We start from the raw sequence: 22324 nt of genomic DNA on the forward strand, positions 1-22324 counted from the left end.
TCAGACAATACCATCTCCGGTAGAAATGTGCCTGATAATCCTTAAATAAAGTGTTATCACTGAAAAATAGAGATTATTCATGGACATCACTCTCATTATAGAACACAACTACATAATCCAGTGGGTGAAAATCAACATTAACAACACATGTCGGACAGTGAATTTCAAAAAATGAGACAATAAATTCATATCGCGATATTGTGAGAAGCCAACAAATGAACCTCTAACAACTGCCAGAGAAAACATTCAGTACAAACAACACGTTAAACAACCCCCAATGCCGACACACCCAAATCGACTTATTCCACCTTATCGCAACAGATTCATTTTTAATAAATTATCGGCTTCTGGCGCAACTTGACAAATTACCTCTCAAGGACAATAGTTGTTACATCTTTGAAAATTTCGACATCCGTCGAAACTATTTATCATATACAGGAACGCAATGATGAATAATAAAATAAAGCGCATCAGTCAGGCTGTTACGTTAGCCCTTGCCATATCTGGCGTTAGTTATGCCGCAACCTCATCACAGGCCGCAAATTCAAAACAAACCGAGATACAAGCCTCAGAACCTTTTTCCGCGCATGTCCTCATTAGCGGGCTTGATGCCCCGTGGGATATGGTGTGGGGGCCGGATGATTATTTATGGGTAACCGAACGTAAAGCCGCTTCTATCGATCGTATCAACCCGAAAACCGGTGAGAAAAAAGTCGCCATTACGCTGAGCAGGGTTCATACCGGGCCGCAGCATGAAGGCGTTCTGGGCCTGGCGTTGTCACCGAACTTCATGAAACCGGGTGGCGATAATTATGTTTATACGGCCTATACCTATATGAACGGCGACAAGGAACACGCCAAAATCGTTCGCCTGGAATATGACGAAAAAACCCAGAAGCTAGGTAATGAAAAAGAGATCCTGGCTGGATTCCCGGCGGGCAATGACCACAACGGTGGACGCCTGCGCTTTGGCCCGGACGGGAAGTTGTATTATACCATCGGTGAACAAGGGCATAACCAGGGCGCGAATTTCTGTAAACCTATCGAAGCTCAGCGTATTCCCACTGAGAATGAACTGAAGAATAAAGACTATGCCGCCTATGCCGGTAAAGTGCTGCGTCTGAATACCGATGGTTCTATTCCAGATGATAACCCCGTTATTAAAGGCATCAAAAGCCACCTGTTTACTTACGGACACCGTAACCCTCAGGGACTGGTATTTATTGGCGATACCCTTTACGCATCCGAACAAGGGCCATCCTCCGATGACGAGCTGAATATCCTCGAACCCGGCGGCAACTATGGCTGGCCACACGTTGCCGGTTTCCAGGACGATCAGGCTTATGTTTATGCCAACTACTCTGAAGCGGCGAATTGCCCGTCTCTGACCTGGGACCCTAACCATATTCCGGCAGGCGTTCCGGTCCAGAAAGAAACAGAGTGGAAAGCCGCAGACTTTAAAGCGCCGATTAAAACGTTCTTTACGGTCAAAGAAGGCTTTACCTATAACGACGCCAGCTGCGGCCCGGATTCTTCATATATCTGCTGGCCGACAATTGCACCATCCAGCGTGGCATACTACCCGGAAAACGGCGTAATTAAAGGCTGGCGAAACTCGGTGATTATCAGCTCCATGAAAAATGGCGCGCTGTACCGTGTTCTGCTGAATGCCGATAAGAAAGATGTTCAGGGTGACGTCGCGAAATATTTCCACACGGCAAACCGTTACCGCATGGTGCTGGTCAGCCCGGACACCCGTAAAATCTACGTGGCGACGGATAACTTTGGTAATGTGATGGATGAATCCAACCATCCAACGCATAATCTGAGTAACCCGGGTTCTATTATCGTCTTTGAATACACGGGCAAATAATTCAATAACAGGCGAATACGAATAAGGTATTCGCCTGCTTTTTTATCCTGCGACCACCTGGTTTCTGCCCGCCTGTTTCGCCTGGTACATCAATTCATCAGCCCGTTTCAGCGACTGAGAGACAGAGTCAACGCCCGACGGCCACACCGTCACGCCAAGAGAAATGGTGATATGCCCTACCGTCTCTATCTTTGCGGCGGCGACCTCTTTTCTCAGCCGCTCCGCAATATCCGCCGCAGCCTCTACCGACGTCTCCGGGAAAAACATCATAAACTCCTCTCCTCCCATACGGCAGGCGGTATCATTTTTACGACAGCTTCGCTTCAGCAGCTGCGCCAGCGCTTTTAACGTAACATCGCCAATGTCATGACCAAACGTGTCGTTGACGGCTTTGAAGCGATCGATATCCAGAGAAATCACCGCAAACTGTCGCTGCTGATGTTCGTATTCAGCCAGCAGTTTCTCTGCCGCCCGTCGGTTGACCAGCCCGGTAAGCGGGTCAGTGCTGGCCTGATCGTTCAGCCATTTCATTTTCTCCCGGATTAATTCCATTCCCTGAAGCAACGCGCGCCTGAGTCGGGAGGCTTCGATATACCATGATCGAACGTTTCGTACTTTTTCTGCGGACTCATCGCTGTCCATCGAAATGGCGTGATCCGCCAGTTGACGCAATGGTCTGACGATTTCATTCCCCAGCCACCAGAGAATAAACAACCCCACAATACCCAGCGGTACAACGCCGCGTATCATTTGCCACATGAGCCCATCAAGCGCAGTAAGGGTTTTATCTTTTGGTTTTTGCGCCACAACGCCCCAGCCCGAGGTGTTTATACTGGCATACCCCGCCAGCATTTCCACGCCACGGGAGTTTGTCACCTCCATCGCGCCGCTCAGCCCTTGCTCCACGGCTTTCACTGCGGCATTGCCTTCCTCTTTTTCCCCTCTGCGGGCCGGATCGGGGTGATATAAGAGCTGGTCATTTTTATCAACGACATAAATATAGCTGTCATCATTGCGGAAATGATTAGAAATGAGCGCAGAAAGAACGTTGCTTCTTTGCAGATAAATCGCGCCGCCAATAAAACCGAGGTATTTCCCCTGCGCATTCCTGACGGGATGTGAAATATACACCACCAGATTACCGGACAGAGAATTGTAGGCGCTGCTGACCGTCGGCTGCATTTCTTTGAGAGCCTCGACGCCGCCTGGCGTGGTCAGCATTTTCCCCTTCAGGTTCAGGGATTCAGGCAGCACGCCAATAATTTTGCCTTTTTCATCCACCAGCGTAACGGAATCAAAACCAAAATCTCGCCGCTGCATCCTCATCATTTCACCAGAGATAATGCTCTCATCATCGAAATGCTGACCGATGACGCTCGCACTGTATTCCAGACGCTCCATGAAAACCGCCAGATACAAATCAATAGTGGAAGCAATCCTCTCCGCATATGCCTGGTTTTCACTGAGTTCATTCTCAATAAGTACCTGCTTCTGGACACGCCAGGCTGAATAGAAACTATTGAAAAGAGTAAGGAGGGTCATCAGAAACGCAAAAGCAATAATAAGCAGACGCAAATTCAGCATCTGTAACAGTTTTTTCTTCATGATTGTGCATCCTGCAAGGGTGAACGGTAAGCCTCTAGCCATACCGGTAACGTATTCGCCGACAATGGTCGGGAAAAAAGAAATCCCTGAAGTACGGAACAGCCCATTTTTCTCAGTTGCTGATGCTGATGGGTATTTTCCACACCTTCCGCCACAACCGTCAGGTCGAGGTTATGCCCAATACTGACAACCGCTTCGACCAGCGCATTGACGCGACGATCGCGGGCGAACCGGTCAATGAAGCTTTTATCAATTTTGACCTCCGTCACCGGCAGATACGCCAGGCTGGCCAGACTGGAAAAGCCGGTGCCGAAATCATCCATTGAGACCCCCGCGCCCATCGCACGAATCTCCCTGACCCGCGCAAGCATCTCGTCCGTCAGTTCCATCATGGCGCTTTCCGTAATTTCAATGGTCAGGATATTGCCGGGCAGCTGATATTCATTCAGCAGGTCGGCGATATAACGGGGTAAATCAGGCTTACGGAAGTTATGGGCAGACAGGTTTACAGATACTGCCGACACATTCGTGCCCTTTTCCCGCCATTCAAAAAGCTGTCGGCAGACTTCACGCAGCGCCCAGAGGCCGATATGCTCTATCTCTCCCGTCTCTTCAGCCAGAGGAATAAACGTCCCTGGAGAGATGTCGCCAGCGTGCGGATCGTGCCATCGGGTCAGCGCTTCAAAACCGTATACCTGCCCGTCCGCAGCCCTGATCTGAGGCTGATATTCCAGCCGCAAATGCCCCTCCGTAATCGCATTTCGCAGCGCCATGCCCAGTTTCAGACGTTGCATGACGGCCTGATTCAGTTCCGGGTTAAAAAACTGATAGCTTCCACCGCTTTCACGTACCCGCTCCATCGCGCTCTCGGCGTGGGCCAGCAGCGTTTCCCTGTCGCCGCCAATGGAATGGCTGATCCCAATACAGGCTTTAAGCTCGAAGGTCTGCCCGGCGGCGCTCATTTCAGCGCCAACGATATGCTGCATAAGCTCAGCCAGGTGTGAGGCCTCATCAACACGACAGGCGCTCGCCACCACAACAAACTGCGCGCCACCCACCCGGCTGATAAAGTGATGCGGCCCGAACCTCTCCTGCAAGCGGTTAGCCAGCGTGATAATCACCTGGTCGCCAGCGGAATACCCCAGTGACTCATTCACCTTACGAAAACGGTTAATATCGAGGAAAAACACGGCGAGTTCCGGTTCGTTACCCGACAGCAGTTTATCCAGATGGTGATAGAGATACTGACGATTGGGCAGCCCCGTAAGGGCATCGAACCGAACCAGCCGGTCGATTTGCTGGCGACCTTCCTCCCGCTCAATCGCCAGAGCGCAAAGATGAACGCTGGCATCGGCAATGCGAACCAGAAATGTATCCGGCTCATTCTGTGTCCTGAAATAAAAAGCAAACGTCCCTGCCACGGAACCATCTCGACGTTTTACAGGGTATGTCCAGCATGCCCGAAAACCATGAGGCAACATCTGATGTTTATAGGGAGCCCATAGAGGATCGGTGCTGATATCCTGGACCATGACGGGCTCGCCACGCACAGCACAAGTACCGCAGCTTGCCACGCCTTCACCGACGGCCACGCCATCCCAGTATTCACCATATTCTTTTGGAAAACCGGGAGCTGCCCACGGGCGCATCCGGTTATCGACGATCCGGCATACCGAGACCAGTACGCCTGGCGCAATATTTCCAATTCGCTGGCAGATGTAATCACCCGTTTCCTGGAAAGTCATCCGGCTGGTCAGCGCGGCCAGTACATCCCGTTCCAGATTACGAATATTACGTTCTTCCGTAATATCAACGAAGGTTACGACAAGGTTACGGGTCTGGCGGTGGTCACGCTCATTGAGGACAGGGTTTACCGAAACCCGGCTCCAGACTTCCCTGCCGTTTCTGGTCGCGGTGAGGAGTTCTTCCTGAAACCAGCGACTTCCCCGCAGATGTTCTTCCACACGCTTTAGCGCGTCATCGCTGTTTCCTGAAGACAGCAGGAAATCAGGGAATACCTGGTTCATGGCTTCATCTGCGCCATATCCAAACATGCTGGTGAACGCACGGTTGGTCTGGACAATACGACGTTGTTCATCCAGAACAACCACGGCTCTGTCCGTATTATTGACGGCAAGCAACAACAGACGGTTTTGCTCGCGCCTGGCCACCTCTTTGCTGACGTCCCGGGCGGCGGCCATGTAGTGGATGCGGCCATCCACGTCTATTTTGGAGAGCGAAAAGCTGGTCCAGACCTGCGTGCCGTCTTTTCGTTCCAGTTGAAGTTCACGATTCATCCCGACAACCCGGGAATTTCCCCCGTCGCGGTGATGGTGGACATAATCCCCATGAACATGCTTCAGAGGCCCGGGAATTAATATATTCATATCCCGGCCAAGCACTTCATCCCTGGAATAGCCCCACAATTTCTCTGCGGCTTCGTTAAAGAACAGAACCCGGTTACGCTCGTCGACGAGGACAACCGCCATGAACGTCTGCTCAAGAGCAGGAAACAGAATATTGTCAGCCGCAGCTTTCATTTTCAGATAACTCCTCAACAGATAATGCCTGACTGACGGAAAGTCGCATTATCCTGAACAATTGTCCCTGCAAACCACAGCCTCAGGCAGGCCGATACATGGTGATGACGTCACCTGCCGCGTTTCGCTATTCAAACCCTGTAGGAAAAGTCTACTGAAGCAAACGGATTACTTCCACTCAGCGGTATAAAATATGTCACGCTTATCATGCCTGCTATTCCTTTTCTGCCCGGTTCCTTTTCTTACGCAGTACGAAGCCATGTTTGCCGTTTTCATTACCTGAACGACAGCGCACATCAACAATAAAAATCTGACATAACCTAAATTTATATCACCATTTAAAAACCCCCGCATTTTTGTGCAGGGGTTTCTTTTCAACAAAAATCAGAGGGAAATATACTTCTTCAATACTCTGACCAACTGGGTCACAAACCCGTATTCATTATCATACCAGGCGACCGTTTTGACCAGTTGCACGCCATCAAATTCGGTCACTTCCGTTTGGGTCGCATCAAAAACGGAACCAAAATGGATGCCAATAATATCAGACGATACAATTGGCTCATCCGTATAGCCAAATGACTCATTATCAACTGTTGCATTTCTCAGCGCGTTATTGACCTCTTCAACGGTGACGGTCTTATTCAGGACGGTCACTAACTCCGTCACTGAACCCGTTTTTACCGGAATACGCTGGGCATGACCTTTCAGTTTCCCGTTAAGTTCAGGAATAACAAGACCAATCGCTTTGGCCGCCCCTGTCGTATGCGGGATAATATTTTCCGCCGCAGCACGAGAAGCCCTGAAGTCTTTACCTCGGGGACCATCCACTAGAGCTTGGGTGCCGGTATAAGCATGTACCGTCGTCATCGTGCCGACGTTAATACCAAAGGCGTCATTCAGGGCTTTTGCCACCGGCGCCAGACAGTTTGTCGTACAGGACGCAACGGAAATAATGTTATCAGCAGAAGTGAGCGTTTCATCATTCACATGATAAACGATGGTCTTCATATCGCCAGCAGGCGCGGAGATAAGCACTTTTTTCGCTCCGGCTTCAATATGGGCATTCGCTTTTTCTGCTGAGGTATAAAAACCGGTACATTCCACAACAACATCAATACCCAGGCTACCCCAGGGGATATCACCCGCATTTTTCTCAGCAAATACTTTGATGACTTTACCATTGACGATAATTGAACCGTCAGCATGGGAAACCGTGCCGTTAAAGGGACCATAGTTTGAATCATATTTCAGCAAATAAGCCAAAACATCCGGCGAGGTAAGATCGTTTATAGCGACAATTTCCACATTCAGTTCGGTTTCCAGAATCCGGCGTAATACCAGTCTGCCAATACGACCGAAACCATTGATGCCAATTCTTTTCATATTCAATCCTCAAAATAAAAGCGCTCATAAGACACTACCAACATACACAACAAGATTACCGATGCTGCATAATTTTATTGCTGGTTATCATCAAAAAAACTGCACAATAAAGTTCGATATAAGCATTATGATTATGATACGTTGATACATAATCAATAACCGAAAATGGCAGATGTATTATCATGTACAAAAGTGTGCTCGACGTTCTACTTGAATGGCTCCACAACAATACAGACAAACCATTACGAATTACTGACATAGCCGCGAGATCTGGATATTCTCCCTGGCACCTCCAGAGAATATTCAAGTCGCATACCGGCGTAACCCTTGGTCAGTATGTGACAGAGTTAAAATTAAATAAGGCCTTTGAACTTTTATCGACAACCAGAACACCGATAATGGATGTGTCCTTTATCGTAGGTTTTTCCAGTCAGCAAGCCTTTTCAAGACGATTCCATCAATACTTTGGGAAAACGCCAGGACAAGTCAGACGCGATATGACAGAAAAAAGAGAACGCGTTTAATTTCAACCGAACATCAGGCAAGCATAATTTTAAAGAGCAACGAACATCTTATCCCTTCTGGAATACCAGGGATTACATCGCTTTGATGATCATATGATAGTTATCAGCGTCGGCTTGACACGGCCATTTTATGTCACTGCCTGAGCCCATCAATACTCAAATAACATATTCACTATCCTGATTTAGTTGACAACATCGGCCCCTACATCACTCATATTTTTTTAATCGGGTCGACGATGCCGGCAATTCTTTCGGCCAGAAATGGCAATAAGATCCGGGTCACTGCGCTGCGCTGGCGATGTTTTGGATACAGCGCGCTGATCGTCAGCGGAGGCGGCGAGTAATCAGACAATATCTGCACTAAAGCACCTTGTTGCAGCGAGTCTTCAACGATAAAAAGCGGCAAAAGCGCAATACCGGCCCCCGCTTCTGCGGCCTCGCGGATCACGTCCCCGTTATTACTGCTCAGATTGCCTCTGACGGCATACGTATTCGGTGAATTTTCCTCCGTCAATTTCCAGCCGAATTGCCCCTCCCGACCATACAAAAGGCAGCTATGCTGCGCCAGTTCAGAAGGCGCCAGAGGCGTACCGTGCAAACGGAGATAATCCGGGCTGGCGCAAATCACCATCGGTAATTTACCCAGACAGCGAGCAATTAAGGTAGAGTCCATCAGGTTCCCGATGCGCAAAACCATATCGTAGCCTTCGCCCACCACATCAACATATCTGTCATTCATATCAATATGAACGGTAAGTTCTGGATGCGCCGCCTGAAATTCAACAATCAGGGGGGCAAGTCGCCTGATGCCGTATGTCATCGGCAGGCTAATCCTGAATGACCCGGCCAGTTTTTGCTGCCGGGCGGAGATAACCTGCTCGGCTTCATGAACCTCTTCCAGAATGCGCCGGGCATGATGAAAAAAAGCCTGGCCGGTATCCGTAACGGACAACTTTCGGGTATTTCGCACCAGTAATCGGGCTGAAACTTTTTTCTCCAGCGCGGCCATTCTTCTGCTGACAAATTGTTTGGATAGACTCAGGTGTTCGGCTGCTGCTGTAAAACTTCCCATATTTACGATGGTTACAAAAATTCGAATATCTTCTAAATGCATTACTGTCACCAGATACGGGACGTATGATTGTCCTGTTATGAATACAGTCCCTATAATAGTTTACCGATGGTGAAATCGTAAACCCCATGAGTCATGACAAGGAACAATATTTAATAAATAATAAGTTTCCAAAAGTTTTCTTAAACATGTTGTATAAAATTCTTAAACAAGACATGAGAAAAATATGATTGTCACATTTTAAAAGACAGTGAGTAATGTTTTTGAACATTGATGTTAGCCATAAAACTTCTAAACTGAGTCTGTCGTCACATTCTGACCGACAGATCAAAATGATGGTAAAGATATTCCCCTGTCATTAATCAGATGACGGATGGATAACAAATAAAAAGGAAGAGTACGCGGATAAGGAACGAACATTGCTGACAGCACGTATACCGTAACATGAAATAAATGCGACGGGAAAATGTTGAACGTCAGGAAGGAATAACACGGCATTATTCTCTTCGGGAATGCGCATTTCTAATCATGTTGTGCTTACACTATATTAGTTCAGGAGAAAGTGATATGTCTCATTACCTTGATGTCCTCACCCCGCAGAACAGTCAACTGATTTTTATCGACCAGCAACCCCAGATGGCCTTCGGGGTACAATCTATTGACCGTCAGGTACTGAAAAACAACGTTGTTGGCCTGGCCAAAGCGGCAAAACTGTTTAATATCCCCACCACCATCACGACCGTAGAAACCGAAAGTTTTTCCGGTAACACCTATCCCGAACTCCTGGCCGTTTTCCCGGAAAACAACATCCTGGAACGTACTTCAATGAACTCATGGGACGATCAGAACGTTCGTGATGCACTGGCGGCGAATGGTCGTAAGAAAGTGATTGTTTCCGGTCTGTGGACGGAAGTCTGTAACACCACGTTTGCCCTGTGTGCAGTCAAAGACGCGGATTATCAAATCTATATGGTGGTTGATGCTTCCGGCGGCACCTCCGTTGATGCGCACAAATACGCTATCGATCGTATGGTTCAGGCAGGCATCGTACCGGTAACCTGGCAGCAGGTCATTCTTGAGTGGCAGCGCGACTGGGCCCGTAAAGAGACCTACAACGGCATTATGGATATCGTGCGTGAACACTCCGGCGCCTACGGCATGGGCGTCGATTATGCCTATACTATGGTTCATAAAGCGCCTGAGCGCGTACAACACGGCGAACGTATCGGCCCAAACCCGGCTAAATAACACCTCCAACTGATTTACGGCAGGCGTAATGCACCACGCATTGCGCCTGTCCTGATGAGGTCCGCATGAAAATGTATATCCTTTCTCTGGGTGCCGGACTTCTTGTCGGCATTATTTACAGTTTGCTGAATGTCCGCTCCCCCGCCCCACCGCTGATAGCCCTCCTTGGCTTGCTGGGAATGCTGGTCGGCGAACAAGTTATTCCGGTAGGCAAACAACTTCTGTCCGGCACAGCCTTTTCTTCGGCCTGTACCAAAACACATGCCATCAGCCATATCTTCGGGCAGCTCCCCGGCCGCCAGGCAGCTGAAGACAGTCATTCCTCAGAGGAGAAACGCTCATGACACAACATGTTGTCGCAGACGTTATTCTGCATCATGGTCTGTTTACCACTCTCGATAAAAGCAACCCAACCGCCAGCGCCGTCGCAGTCAAAGACGGGAAGTTTCTCGCGGTTGGCGGCGACGCTGAAATTATGGCCTTCGCAGGTCCGGCAACCAAAGTCGTCGACCTGAAAGGCAAACGGGTATTACCCGGGCTGATTGATAACCACACGCACGTAGTACGCGGCGGGCTTAATTACAATATGGAGCTTCGCTGGGATGGCGTACGTTCGCTGGCTGACGCGATGGATATGTTGCGTCGGCAGGTGGCCATCACCCCGGCACCGCAGTGGGTTCGCGTGGTTGGCGGTTTTACTGAACATCAGTTTGTGGAAAAGCGTCTGCCAACCATCGAAGAGATCAACGCCATTGCGCCGGACACCCCGGTGTTTCTGCTGCATCTCTATGACCGCGCGCTCCTGAACGCCGCGGCTTTGCGTGCCGTCGGGTATACAAAAGAGACGCCGGAACCACCCGGAGGCGAGATAACCCGCGATGCGAAAGGCAATCCTACCGGATTATTACTGGCACGCCCCAACGCAGGCATCCTTTATGCCACGCTGGCCAAAGGCCCCAAACTGCCGTTTGACTACCAGGTTAACTCCACCCGCCATTTCATGCGTGAGCTGAATCGTCTGGGCGTAACCGGTGTCATCGACGCCGGTGGCGGATTCCAGAATTACCCCGATGACTACGCCGTTATTCAGAAACTTGCAGATGAAAATCTGATGACCGTGCGCCTGGCCTATAACCTCTTCACGCAGAAACCCCAGGAAGAGAAAGAGGATTTTCTCAACTGGACCCGCTCCGTCACCTACAAACAGGGTAACGACTACTTCCGCCATAACGGCGCCGGTGAAATGCTGGTATTTTCAGCGGCGGATTTCGAAGACTTCCGCCAGCCGCGACCGGATATGCCGCCGGAAATGGAAGGCGAGCTGGAAGAAGTTGTTCGCATTCTGGCGGAAAACCGCTGGCCCTGGCGTCTGCATGCCACCTATGACGAGACCATTTCTCGCGCCCTCGATGTTTTTGAGAAGGTCAATCAGGATATCCCGCTTGAAGGGATTAACTGGTTCTTCGACCACGCCGAAACAATTTCTGAGCGTTCAATCGATCGTATCGCGGCGTTAGGCGGCGGTATTGCGGTTCAGCACCGTATGGCATATCAGGGTGAATATTTCGTTGAGCGTTACGGTGCCGGCGCTGCGGAAGCCACGCCACCTATTGCCCGTATGCTGGAAAAAGGGGTGAAAGTGTCCGCCGGTACGGATGCCACCCGCGTAGCATCCTATAACCCGTGGGTTTCTCTCGCCTGGATGATCACCGGGAAAACCGTGGGAGGCATGCAGCTTTATCCGCGTCGTAACTGTCTGGATCGGGAAACAGCGCTCCGAATGTGGACGGAGAACGTCACCTGGTTCTCCAATGAAGAAGGTAAAAAAGGTCGTATTCAGGCCGGTCAGTTCGCTGATCTCATTGTGCCGGACAAAGACTTTTTTGCCTGCGCCGAGGATGAGATCTCCTTCCTGTCTTCAGAGTTAACGATGGTGGGCGGAAAAATCGTCTGGGGGGCGGGTCCTTTCGAATCCCTGGATGACAATCCTGTCCCACCCGCGATGCCAGACTGGTCGCCGACGCGCACCTTCAAAGGCTACGCCGCATGGGGAGAGCCAGAAGGCGCGGGGAAAAACTCGCTTGCCGTACGACAAATGGCGATGGCCTCCTGCGGTTGCTCTCACGGCTGCGGCCTGCACGGGCACGATCATGCTGGCGCATGGACATCCAGCCTGCCGGTATCGGATCTGAAAGGGTTCTTTGGCGCGCTTGGCTGCTCCTGCTGGGCTGTCTGACCGTGGAACCTGACATGACATTTTCACAACGTCTGACGCATGCCGTTCGCCCCCTTATCGGGGCGGCGGTATGCCGTTGGCTGGCTGGACGTGCAGAAAAAGACGGCTGACGAGTAAAAAAACATTCAACAATGGCGGTAATCCGTGGTGGATCATTCGTGACAGTCGTGAACTGTACCCGCCACTTACTCCGGGTAATATGCGCATGATATATCGATAACTTTCGAATTATTATCAGAAATTAACACAGTAATACTTTGTCGCTCTGAATAATATACTGCATTAAATGAAAACTGGACAATGGCATTGACCAGTAATTCCCCTGTTGTAAAACAACACCGCGCAGTGATAAATAGTGGTACTGCTGATCATTTTCAATACCATCCGCGATAATCGTATAGTTTTTATTTACTGCCGAACGAATAATATCATCAACACTCGCGACAGGTTCTTTGGAGTCCGAAATTAATCTGGTAACTGACTTTTCAATTCTGACAGCATCAACCGGAAGGTATAAATTACGGTCAGCATTTAAACGTTCTAAAAATAAGGAGCTCATTTTAATTTTAATGCCTTCGACACGTAACCTCCTGAGAACTGAATCAAACTCAAGCGTTGTATCACGATAAACAACCTCAGGAAATTCCAGCGTCAGTTTTACATCGCTGGGCAAGCGTTTTTGAAACTCAACAAACGAATCAATAAGTTCTGGCATAGCGATCATCGATTCACTAAGTCGGAAATTAATGTAGAATGTTCTCGGCAGTCTGAGGCGTAAAGAGAGTATATCTTTTTCCACCTGTCGTAAAATGAAGTTAACTAATGGAGATATCATCCCGGTTTTATTTGCCAGAGAGATAATCTCTTCATTAATAACGGATGTATCGTTCCCCTTCTTCCATCGCATGACCACTTCTGCGCCATATAACGCCCCGGAAGCACAATTCATGACGGGTTCGTAATAAGGAACGAACTGCTGTTTGCGCAGCCCCCGGCGAAGTTGTATATACCGGGACATCGCGATTCGTTGTAGCGTATAGTTAAACAGAAAAGCGGCAGGGACGGCAATCGCTGCGGATAAAAAGAGAATAAAAATAAAGTTAAGAACAGAAGCAATGCCCGTATGTTCCGGGTATTCCATTACCTGATAATCAAACATATTAGATTGTTGCCAGGCGGAGTTTTGAAAATCAATACTGTTTGTACTGATTAACTTATCATCGGAGAGAATATTTCCATTCACGTTAACAAGTAAACGACTGTCTGCAAGCAGCGACTTAAACCAGTAGGTACTGATCGTCACCACTATTGCGTTATTTCCTCTCACAGTAACGTAGGCTAATACAGGCTCCCCGCGAAATGCCGGCGTTTCATCAACTAAAAATAGCCGATTACCGTTCTCCCCTGCGGTTAAATTGCTGAGTTCAGGTTTTGCCATCCCGGATGAGCAATATACCTGCGAATCCTGCAACAGGAAAATGCCCCCAATATGCGGATAACGGTGTATCTGTTTCGTCAGCATACGCACCGTTTCATCTGAGCAGCGTTCTGTTAAATGCGCGGTCAACGAATCTGATATCTGTTTCGCTTCAAACAGCAGCGAATCTACGCGCTGGATTAATGCTCTTTTGTCATTATCTACCCGGCTGGACGCACCCAGCCAAAAAGTCACCATGCCGGTTATAGTGATGGTTAAGAATACGATCACAAAAACTAGCTTGTTTCCCACCAATCCCCCAGCATGTTGTTTCATTGAGTTCTGTAAAAGTCCCTTTAAATATAAGCAAGACTCATTGTCATCCTGGCTTACGTAGATTAAACCTCTATTAAAACCTCACTCCGCCTTTTTGTAAAGGTTTCAGGCGTGATGACAGAGAGTTTAACCGGTTTTCGCATTTGATTGTTTTTATACTCAACATACTCATGCCACAATCTCAGCCAGGCCAGATACTCAACGAAAAACTTTGTTGTTTTATTGATGCTCAGCTTTCGCAAGGCGTTCATTTTTTGATTACTGATCGTCTTTTCGCTGACCTTGAACTGTTCTGCAATTCGTCGTTGACTGATCCCCTGACAAACTTTTTTTATGACGCGTAACTCACTTACGGTTAATACTTCTCGATTCCGTCTGACAGCGGGATGAGATTTCGCTTTTGATAGCAGCGTTTCGATTTTGAATTTTCTGTTTTTCTCGGTGAGATAAATACGCCGACAATGTGAAAAAATCAAAATCGGTTCATGGAAAAAAGGCATCTTTGCCTCTTCAGTATCAAGCATATAGAGACAATCGCGCCCTGTATCAAACACAATCAAATTACGGGTGGTATTCAATGCCATTCTTTCTACTAATGCGCTAACCCCAAGATGGAAAAAACTATTTTCTGAGATTACAATCATTCATCCCTCACTCTATTCTTCCTGAAGAAAATTGTTTTTTAATGTTATAAAGATGAGAACTCACGACAGAAAAAGGGGGCACGACGCCCCCTTTCTGCTATTTAAAGTTATATTTAATCCCTACCATTGCTGAGGTGTCATTGTATCCTTTATCGCCCAGCTGGACGCCGACATTCCCCCAGACATTGAGTTGTTGATTAATTTGCCCCTCAACGCCCGTTTTTATTTCACCCAGATTACGCGCGCCTTCCTGCCGGATGCTGACACCATCCATTTTTGTGCCGAAATCGCGCATATTGTGGAGCCAGTTCACTTCCACGAACGGCTGGAACTCGCGCGCTTTGCCTTCATCAATCGCGCTGTGGCCTTTCAGGAAAGTACGTACGCCCAGTCGGGTCTGAACGTTGCCGTCCCCTTCACCGCTGATACGTGTGCCATTCGATTCACGATGATCGTCAGCTTCGACGCCCATCCAAATGGCCTGCGCCTGCGGCTGGATAAACCATTCATTTTTAGAACCCTTACTTCCTGCAAATTCACCCAGCTTGTGGGTGTACCCCAGCTCCAGCGACCCGGTGATCCCTTTGGATTTGTACGATTCGCTCTGAATATCCTGGCCTTTGACGCTGTTATTAAACCAGCTGTACTGTGCCCATGAATCCAGATAAGCGCCCTGATGCGTTTCATCATTGGCATACCACGTTGCATACACCCCGGCGCTGTAGCCGTTCACGGAACCGTCAGAGCGATACCCTGTCGATGAGGAGCGCGTGTTGCTGCTGTTGTGTCCATATCCGGCCATGACGCCAAGGTGCCAGCGATCCAGTCCGTCGCCGCTCCAGCGGGCAACATCACCCCCTACCTGCATCACATAGCGGTTACTCTGGGTTTTAAGCTGACCGGAGCTGTCCCGCCAGGCATTATGCCCGCCCGCCTGACGCATCCACATGCTGGTGACTTTCTTCTCGCCCGTCAGCGCGTCAATGTACTGCGTTTCGCCAAGACGATCGTGAAGCCGCGTAACAAACAGCGTATTGGCTGCCGCCAGGTTAGCTGTCCAGGAGCCCGGTTCAGGACGGATATCGGGTTCAGGTTTCGGGCCCGGCCCCGGATTTGGATCTGTCTTATGGCTGGTTAAATACCAGTTACCGTTGTTGTCGCCCTGACCACGGGCCAGTGAATAATCATACGCCCCGGCCACAATCCTGCCGTCCTGCGTAAACTCACCGTCGGACTGACCATCAACATGAATCACTTCAATGCCATTGATCGTCTGCGCGCCAGAACCGCCAGCATTCGTCACGCTGACGCCGGTTGTGCCAGAGGTGTTTCCTTTAACAATCAGTTTATCCGTGACGGAATTATCATCATTCAACGCGGTATTCAGATGAAGATGACCGCCATCTCCCTGATAGTTCCCGTTTACCACAAGCTGATTACCGGCATCTTTACCTTTGCTTCCGGTCCAGATATCGCCGCTGTTCGTCAGATTGCCGCCTACGGTAAAGCTGACAGGTGAAGAAACCGCTCTGCGAGCCGCGCTGACGTCATCGCCAATCAATAGCGTGCCCTGGTTAGCCATATTTCCGGCTACGCCGCCAAACCCGGATAAGCGCCCGTCTTTCCCGATATTGACCTGATGACTGGCCAGCGTGAACGCGTTATCCGCGCTGCCCAGAGTCAGACCACCGGCATTGATATCCGTCGCGCCGGTCCACTGGGCGCTGTCGCTAAGCGTGACGTTGCCGCTGCCATTCTTCACCACGCTCCCGCTACCTGTAACACCGTTCTCCAGCGACCAGTTTTCGTGAGTGTTCAGCACAAACTTACCGGCATTCTGAATCGCGGAGGTGCCTAACTGCTGCGCGGAAGAGGCCGTCAGCGTGGAGTCGTTGTCGATGTCGAAGGTCCCGGCAAAATGGCTATTGTTGCCAGCAAGCACCACATCACTGGCATCCAGTGCGACTTTCCCGGCATCGCTGATGCTGTTGTACAGCACGCCCGTGGCGTTGCTCAGATTAAGCAGTCCGGCGGCAACAATATCTCCGGTTCCCAGCCCCAGCGTATTATCCAGCACCGCCGTCGCGCCCTGAGCAATCGTGGTCGTCGCCTTCAGCCCCGTATTCGCCCCGGAGACATTCAGGGTTCCGCCTGCAACGGTGAGCTCCCCGTCGCCCGTCAGTACGCCAGACGCTTCACCACCGTTTGTCAACGTCAGATGACCGCCGTTCAAATCGGTCAGAGAGCCGCTTTCAGCCGTGAGCTTGCCGATGGTTTGTGAATGACCGCGCATATCAAACCCGGTATCGCCAGCCAGTTTCAGCTCGCGGGTATTTCCCAGCACGTTATCGTTCAGCATCGCCAGATTACCGCTGCGCACATCGGTGACGCCGCTGTAATCATTGTCCATATTCGACAGCGTCACCGTCTGGCCTTTCTGGCTGTCAAACGCCAGATCGCCGCTACCGGTCACTCTGGCGCTCAGGTCAGCCGCGTTGCCACTTTTCCCGTTCGCATCAAGGATAAGCGCATCGGCGTCTTTACCCAACAAATCGACCTGGGTCAGGCCATAGCTGACATAAAGTCCGTCATCACTGTCACCGCCGGTCAGACGATAGTCATACGTTCCTTTCGCCACCACCACGCCATTCTGGGCGATATCGGCAGTGATGCTATCGCTGATCACATTACCGTCTTTATCTTTCAGCACCAGGTTACCGGCGCCCCCCTGAACGGCGGTGTCAGAGGTCGCCAGTTTAATCAATGCCTGCGCGTCATCCTGTTCCAGTATTGGACGATGCGTATCAGCCTGAGGACGATCGTTACTGACCGTTCCGCTGTCAACCTGAACCGTACCGCGACCAGAGAGATCCATCGCGCCAGCGTGAATCGTTCCTAAAGCCGTTGGGTTACCCGGAGTTACGCCGTCAAACTGTACGGTCCCCCCTTTGAAATCCAGACCGCCGATATTCTGCTCGCCGCTGCCGACATGGGTAATGCTGCCATTTCCAGCTTGCAGCGTAGCGTTGCTAAGCGCCTGAGTATTCAGACCGTCAAGTTCAAAACGGCTGTTAGTAAGCGCCAGCGTACCGGCAAAACCATCTGCGGCATTATTAGCATCAAAGTTGAAGTGGTTATTCGCCGTATCAACGGCAACAACTCCCGTCCCGGCAAGATGGCTTTTAAAAGTCACATCCGCCGTATTCTTAATACTAAGCTGGCTGGAACCGTCAATGGTGTATCCGGTTCCCGCGCCATCAAGTTCGTCGTCACCCAGCCCCAGTGCAACGTTGTCGAGGGTAAAAACAGAATTATTCGCCAGCGCAATATGCTCCATGCCGTTAATGGCATCAGCACGGGTTAAAGTGTATGACGAATTCTCAAGCTGTAATGTGTCGTCGCCGCTGCCGCCATTTAATGACGTGAACAATGAGCCGCTTTCATTCTCGCTGATATTCTTCAGAATGAAGTTATCTTTGCCGCTGCCGCTGGTAATGTCAGTCGCAGTGCTTCCTGATTCAAGGATCACCGTATTGTCGCCATTAAGCAGATTCACCTGACCGACAATATTTGCCCCACTGGCATTGGTGAAGGTAATCCCGTTACCACTGTTCATTTCCAGCGCAGTGTGGCTGGCATCCAGCGCCAGGATATCGCCTTTATTGATAAAGCTCTCAAGTACGCCGTTATTCAAATCGACCACCGCCGCCTTGTCAGACACCGAGATCAGTTTGCCGGATTGCTCTACATTCTTCGTCGTCCCCTGGACAACCAGCGCTGATTTCCCGTCACTGTCCAGGACGTTAACGCTGGCACCGGTTTTCAGGTCGGTGGATGCTCGGGTAATAATCCCGTTCCCCTGAGCACCGTTCACATTGATCACCAGATCTCTGGAGTCAGACATATCCAGCGTCTGATCGGTGTCAGAGCCATCAGCCACGTTCTCAAACAGTATCCCTGTACCGCTGCCATTAATATTGATCGTGCCGGAGTTGGTTTGCGCCATCGATGCGCCGGTGTGAACACCCACGCCATTACCGACATTAATCGTGGTATTTTTCAACTGAATACCGCTAATCGCGGCTTTGTTTTCAATTGCGTTGCCGCTACCAGCGCTATCCATTGTGATAGTCGCACCATCAACCGTCAGGCCTTTCGCGCCAGTATCCAGTAAGATCCCGTGAGCGGTGCCCGCCGCCCGGGTTTCACCGTTACCATTCAGCGCCAGCGTGGCGTTGTTCCCAACCAGATAGGCAGCCTGGCCATCCGTTGCGGTCACCACGCCACTGTTGGTCACCTCTGAGTTAGCGCCCTGAATATTAACCGCCACGCCATTCACAGTGACATCAGAATGGTTTTCCAGGATCCCGCCATCCACCAGTATCCCGGTACTGTTGTCAGCCGTGAAATTAATCGAGCCTTCATGGATCAGACGGCCGCCATTTCTGGCGATGTAGCCAAATGCGCCGTCTGCCGTGTTTGCTGTCTCCAGCACCGCATAACTGGTTAATACGGAGTCACCTTTTTGCGCATCATTAACGGAGCCATCAAGGTTGTAATAGTTACCATCAACAATGCCGGCAGTGGTATCTTTCCCGGCCACCCTGACAATAACCGCATCCGAGGTAATTTCGCCCGTCGCGCCTCCTTCAATTCGGATGCCCGTCGCTCCTGTCCCCGTGACGCTAAGAGCAAGTTTACCGGAATCAAAGTGGCTACCAGCACCGGTTGTCCGAATAATCGTTGCGCCATCACCAGAAGCGTTTAGCTGCGCTGAGCTATCGGCAGAACCATAGAAGCTGGCGCCTCCGTCAACGCGGTACAGCGTGGCATTCTGGGTTGACGCGTCCTGAACGCTGGAGGCCGCGTTTTTGATAGTAGAACCCGCGCCAAAAATATAATAGCCCGTCTGATTAACGCCATCTTTGAAATTGACAGTACCATTCTCGGTAACATCAATTTCACCTTTATCACGCGCATGAACCCCAATAGCGCCATCGCCACTTAAATTTACGGTGCCAGACAATATTGCCAGCGCCTTTTCACCCTGGACGTAAATACCATAGTTGGCATAGTGGGTTACTGGGTCCAGTCCACCATTAATATTAATCGTGCCCGAACTGGTTATCTGACCATTTTCCAGCACCTGTATCCCGGTACTGTTCAGGCCGTTCAGATTAATGATGCCATCATGAACGACTTTAGCGGCCTGGGTTCCTGCGCGTGCAATAATACCAATATTCGAAGAAACGGACTCCCCGGTTACAGCACCATTGATATTAATGCTCCCTTTTTGATCGAGAGTTGCATTCCCGCCAACATCAATCGCTGTCGCATTCTGGACTTTACTGCCAATAATAATCTGTGAAGTATCGGAACCGTTATAAGTACCATTACCGTACAGATGAACCCCAATTGACTGCTGCTTGATCGCGATATCCGTGTTTGCATCATCAGGTGCACGCTGCGCCAGGCGACCAATATACAATGTGCCCCGGTTATTAAAGGTGGTGTTTTGTTGGGTAACGACGCCGATATTGGCACCATTACCTAATATACTGTTCGCCTCATTACTCGCTGCAATATTAATAGCACCATCATTATTAAGCGTGGCATTACCGCTCATCAACACGCCGGTATTACCATAATAGTTACCTCTGGCCGCAACATTTATCACGCCGCTGCTGTTGTTATTAATTACAGAGGAACCATTAGCCAGAATGGCAGTATGCGCACCTTGCGCTACGCCCGCCGCCCCACTTGAGAAAAAATCCGCCATTTCGGGGTTCGTGCCCGCATCAATAACGCCGTTGTTATCAACAAAAGACGTATTTCTCGCAGCAATGATATAAGCGCCGCGATAAGTATTACCTGCGGTACCAAGGGTGCCGTTGTTTGTCAGTCTGGCGCCATTTTCCAGGTTAACAACCGTAGCATCCGATCCCACTAACTGAATGTTGGCATCCTTATCGATAACCACATTGGTGCCGCTGCCCACGCCATGAATATAGGATACCGCATCCCTGTTAACAAAGGCTCTGATGGCATCATCAGCCGCAATACTCCCCGTATCAGCGAAGATCCCGTGCAGTGAGGTATCCCTGGCTTTATTCAGTTCATCAGCATATTGCGCCTCCGTTAGCTGAATTTGCCCATCCTGGAGCGCCTGAATCAACGCATCGTTATACGCCTTGAACTCATCAATGTTGGTAATATTCTGCTTACCAATAACGCTGTCAAACTCACCAACAAAATCAGCCGCCGTCATCCATGCCAGTGCATTGCTGGCGTCTTTTATATTGTTATCACTATTCCCCAGTTGAACGACTGTTTTAGACTGGTAGTTAAGGCTGCCGCCATTAGTGACATGATAAGCAGACGATAAGTTTTGCGTATTTACCGAACTTTTCATGATAACGTTGAACTGGTTATCCGCAGCACCGACCCAATTCCCCGTTTTCTGACCGACATCGACATCAAGAGAAGCGCCCGCCCCAACCTGATACAAATTACGATCGACATACTGACCATCTTTTCCGACGGGTTGAGAAACGACAACCCGGAAATCTTTGGCCGCTTCGGTCTGCATATCATTGTTATCATAAACTTTCATCGTTACCGTGCTACCGGTAACGGGGTCGGTGTAATTTATAGATTTGGTCTGCGAGCCCATACGGAAGATATCTTTATCCACCCATTGCCCGGAATCGCCAGTAATTAACCCATCCTCTCTGGCCTGACCAAGCGTTGTCCAGGTATATCCTGTTTCTCCTCGCTGTATTCCAGAAAAACCGCCTGTCAAATGCGTGGAACCAGAAATAATCTCTTCAAACGGATCCTGAGGAGAGAAATCATAAACCTGTAAATCGGCGGCGAATGTGCCAGTCGTTAAAATACACGAAATCGAAACAGCCAGCGCACTCATTAATGGGTATTTTAAAAGACTGCCAAAACTGGTGCTCCCGGCCGTGCTTTTACAATAACCACGCGCTAATTCAGATGCCACGACAAATATATTCAGCCTGGAGTTCCAGATGACTTTAAACACTTTATTCATAATTTTACCATTATTCAAAACGCCGCATTGATACGTGGCAAAACATTAAAAAGACACCATTCGCCCCAACGCATCGACTAGCAAATATCGATTTCTTGCCAGACAAGAAATCCAAATCGTTAAACAACCAATACTTCTCAGAACGTGGCGAGTTTATCACAAGCAACAAACATTGATCGATTACAACGATCGTATAGTTAATTTTGATAGGCGCTAACTATTAAAATTCAAATGATGATCGTTCATAGCGATCAATGCAGGAAAATAAAAATCATAGAAAAAACCGATATTTCCTTTTTAACCACATGATTTATATAGGTATAATTAATTACCTGACTTATATTTTTTATGTTTATTATTGTTTTTTTAAGGTGGAAAAGATTTAT

12 protein-coding genes are annotated in these 22324 nt (G+C 49.5%); 5 read left to right on the forward strand and 7 right to left on the reverse strand.

Annotation, left to right across the window (positions count from 1 at the left end):
• Window positions 1-448 precede the first annotated feature (448 nt).
• Entirely contained in the window at window positions 449-1873 is a 1425-nt protein-coding gene (locus OGX84_RS11755) for a glucose/sorbosone family PQQ-dependent dehydrogenase (protein ID WP_199976271.1), read from the forward strand.
• A 42-nt stretch (window positions 1874-1915) separates the two neighbouring features.
• Here OGX84_RS11755 and OGX84_RS11760 read toward each other — a convergent pair whose 3' ends face one another.
• The 3 genes from OGX84_RS11760 to gap all read right to left on the reverse strand — a co-directional run bounded on the left by OGX84_RS11760 (window position 1916) and on the right by gap (window position 7404).
• Complete coding sequence (locus tag OGX84_RS11760) at window positions 1916-3478, reverse strand: sensor domain-containing diguanylate cyclase (protein WP_112001803.1); 1563 nt, start codon at window positions 3476-3478, stop codon at window positions 1916-1918.
• Window positions 3475-6018 (reverse strand): oxygen-sensing cyclic-di-GMP phosphodiesterase DosP, encoded by a 2544-nt coding sequence (gene dosP, locus OGX84_RS11765; protein WP_112001802.1) that lies wholly within the window; start codon window positions 6016-6018, stop codon window positions 3475-3477. Before dosP ends, OGX84_RS11760 begins: the two co-directional genes overlap by 4 nt.
• Window positions 6019-6402: 384 nt before the next feature.
• Window positions 6403-7404, reverse strand: coding sequence for a type I glyceraldehyde-3-phosphate dehydrogenase (gap, locus tag OGX84_RS11770; RefSeq protein ID WP_012131419.1), 1002 nt, complete (start codon window positions 7402-7404; stop codon window positions 6403-6405).
• A 182-nt stretch (window positions 7405-7586) separates the two neighbouring features.
• Here gap and OGX84_RS11775 point away from each other — a divergent pair, with 182 nt between their 5' ends.
• Window positions 7587-7928 carry a helix-turn-helix transcriptional regulator gene (locus tag OGX84_RS11775; RefSeq protein WP_071818848.1) on the forward strand — a complete coding sequence of 114 codons (342 nt, stop codon included), beginning with the start codon at window positions 7587-7589 and terminating at the stop codon, window positions 7926-7928.
• Window positions 7929-8139: 211 nt separating this feature from the next.
• Here OGX84_RS11775 and OGX84_RS11780 read toward each other — a convergent pair whose 3' ends face one another.
• Window positions 8140-9042 carry a LysR family transcriptional regulator gene (locus tag OGX84_RS11780; RefSeq protein WP_112001801.1) on the reverse strand — a complete coding sequence of 301 codons (903 nt, stop codon included), beginning with the start codon at window positions 9040-9042 and terminating at the stop codon, window positions 8140-8142.
• Window positions 9043-9567: 525 nt separating this feature from the next.
• On the opposite strand from OGX84_RS11780, the gene OGX84_RS11785 reads away from it, so the two are divergent.
• From OGX84_RS11785 to OGX84_RS11795, 3 genes are all read left to right on the forward strand, one after another.
• Window positions 9568-10248 (forward strand): hydrolase, encoded by a 681-nt coding sequence (locus OGX84_RS11785; protein WP_012131416.1) that lies wholly within the window; start codon window positions 9568-9570, stop codon window positions 10246-10248.
• 65 nt (window positions 10249-10313) lie between these two features.
• A complete protein-coding gene (locus OGX84_RS11790) occupies window positions 10314-10592 on the forward strand; it encodes a XapX domain-containing protein (protein WP_012131415.1) in 279 nt (92 codons plus the stop codon).
• Complete coding sequence (locus tag OGX84_RS11795) at window positions 10589-12484, forward strand: amidohydrolase (protein ID WP_012131414.1); 1896 nt, start codon at window positions 10589-10591, stop codon at window positions 12482-12484. The genes OGX84_RS11790 and OGX84_RS11795 overlap by 4 nt, the downstream gene beginning before the upstream one ends.
• A 241-nt stretch (window positions 12485-12725) precedes the next feature.
• Here OGX84_RS11795 and OGX84_RS11800 read toward each other — a convergent pair whose 3' ends face one another.
• The 3 genes from OGX84_RS11800 to OGX84_RS11810 form a co-directional block, all read right to left on the reverse strand.
• Window positions 12726-14237: an EAL domain-containing protein gene (locus OGX84_RS11800; protein ID WP_199971657.1), complete on the reverse strand. Its 1512-nt coding sequence runs from the start codon at window positions 14235-14237 to the stop codon at window positions 12726-12728.
• A 62-nt stretch (window positions 14238-14299) separates the two neighbouring features.
• A complete protein-coding gene (locus tag OGX84_RS11805; RefSeq protein ID WP_112001799.1) occupies window positions 14300-14881 on the reverse strand; it encodes a LuxR C-terminal-related transcriptional regulator in 582 nt (193 codons plus the stop codon).
• 97 nt (window positions 14882-14978) lie between these two features.
• Complete coding sequence (locus OGX84_RS11810) at window positions 14979-21938, reverse strand: autotransporter outer membrane beta-barrel domain-containing protein (protein ID WP_112001798.1); 6960 nt, start codon at window positions 21936-21938, stop codon at window positions 14979-14981.
• Window positions 21939-22324 lie beyond the last annotated feature (386 nt).

Source organism: Citrobacter sp. CK202 (assembly GCF_030333225.1).
In the GTDB taxonomy this organism is placed as follows: Bacteria; Pseudomonadota; Gammaproteobacteria; order Enterobacterales; family Enterobacteriaceae; genus Citrobacter_B; species Citrobacter_B koseri.

What these genes read in the sequence shown, in the direction of transcription:
- OGX84_RS11755 (WP_199976271.1), top strand. Translation starts at nt 449, where the DNA reads ATGAATAATAAAATAAAGCGCATCAGTCAGGCTGTTACGTTAGCCCTT.
- OGX84_RS11760 (WP_112001803.1), bottom strand. Translation starts at nt 3,478, where the DNA reads ATGAAGAAAAAACTGTTACAGATGCTGAATTTGCGTCTGCTTATTATT.
- dosP (WP_112001802.1), bottom strand. Translation starts at nt 6,018, where the DNA reads ATGAAAGCTGCGGCTGACAATATTCTGTTTCCTGCTCTTGAGCAGACG.
- gap (WP_012131419.1), bottom strand. Translation starts at nt 7,404, where the DNA reads ATGAAAAGAATTGGCATCAATGGTTTCGGTCGTATTGGCAGACTGGTA.
- OGX84_RS11775 (WP_071818848.1), top strand. Translation starts at nt 7,587, where the DNA reads ATGTACAAAAGTGTGCTCGACGTTCTACTTGAATGGCTCCACAACAAT.
- OGX84_RS11780 (WP_112001801.1), bottom strand. Translation starts at nt 9,042, where the DNA reads ATGCATTTAGAAGATATTCGAATTTTTGTAACCATCGTAAATATGGGA.
- OGX84_RS11785 (WP_012131416.1), top strand. Translation starts at nt 9,568, where the DNA reads ATGTCTCATTACCTTGATGTCCTCACCCCGCAGAACAGTCAACTGATT.
- OGX84_RS11790 (WP_012131415.1), top strand. Translation starts at nt 10,314, where the DNA reads ATGAAAATGTATATCCTTTCTCTGGGTGCCGGACTTCTTGTCGGCATT.
- OGX84_RS11795 (WP_012131414.1), top strand. Translation starts at nt 10,589, where the DNA reads ATGACACAACATGTTGTCGCAGACGTTATTCTGCATCATGGTCTGTTT.
- OGX84_RS11800 (WP_199971657.1), bottom strand. Translation starts at nt 14,237, where the DNA reads ATGAAACAACATGCTGGGGGATTGGTGGGAAACAAGCTAGTTTTTGTG.
- OGX84_RS11805 (WP_112001799.1), bottom strand. Translation starts at nt 14,881, where the DNA reads ATGATTGTAATCTCAGAAAATAGTTTTTTCCATCTTGGGGTTAGCGCA.
- OGX84_RS11810 (WP_112001798.1), bottom strand. Translation starts at nt 21,938, where the DNA reads ATGAATAAAGTGTTTAAAGTCATCTGGAACTCCAGGCTGAATATATTT.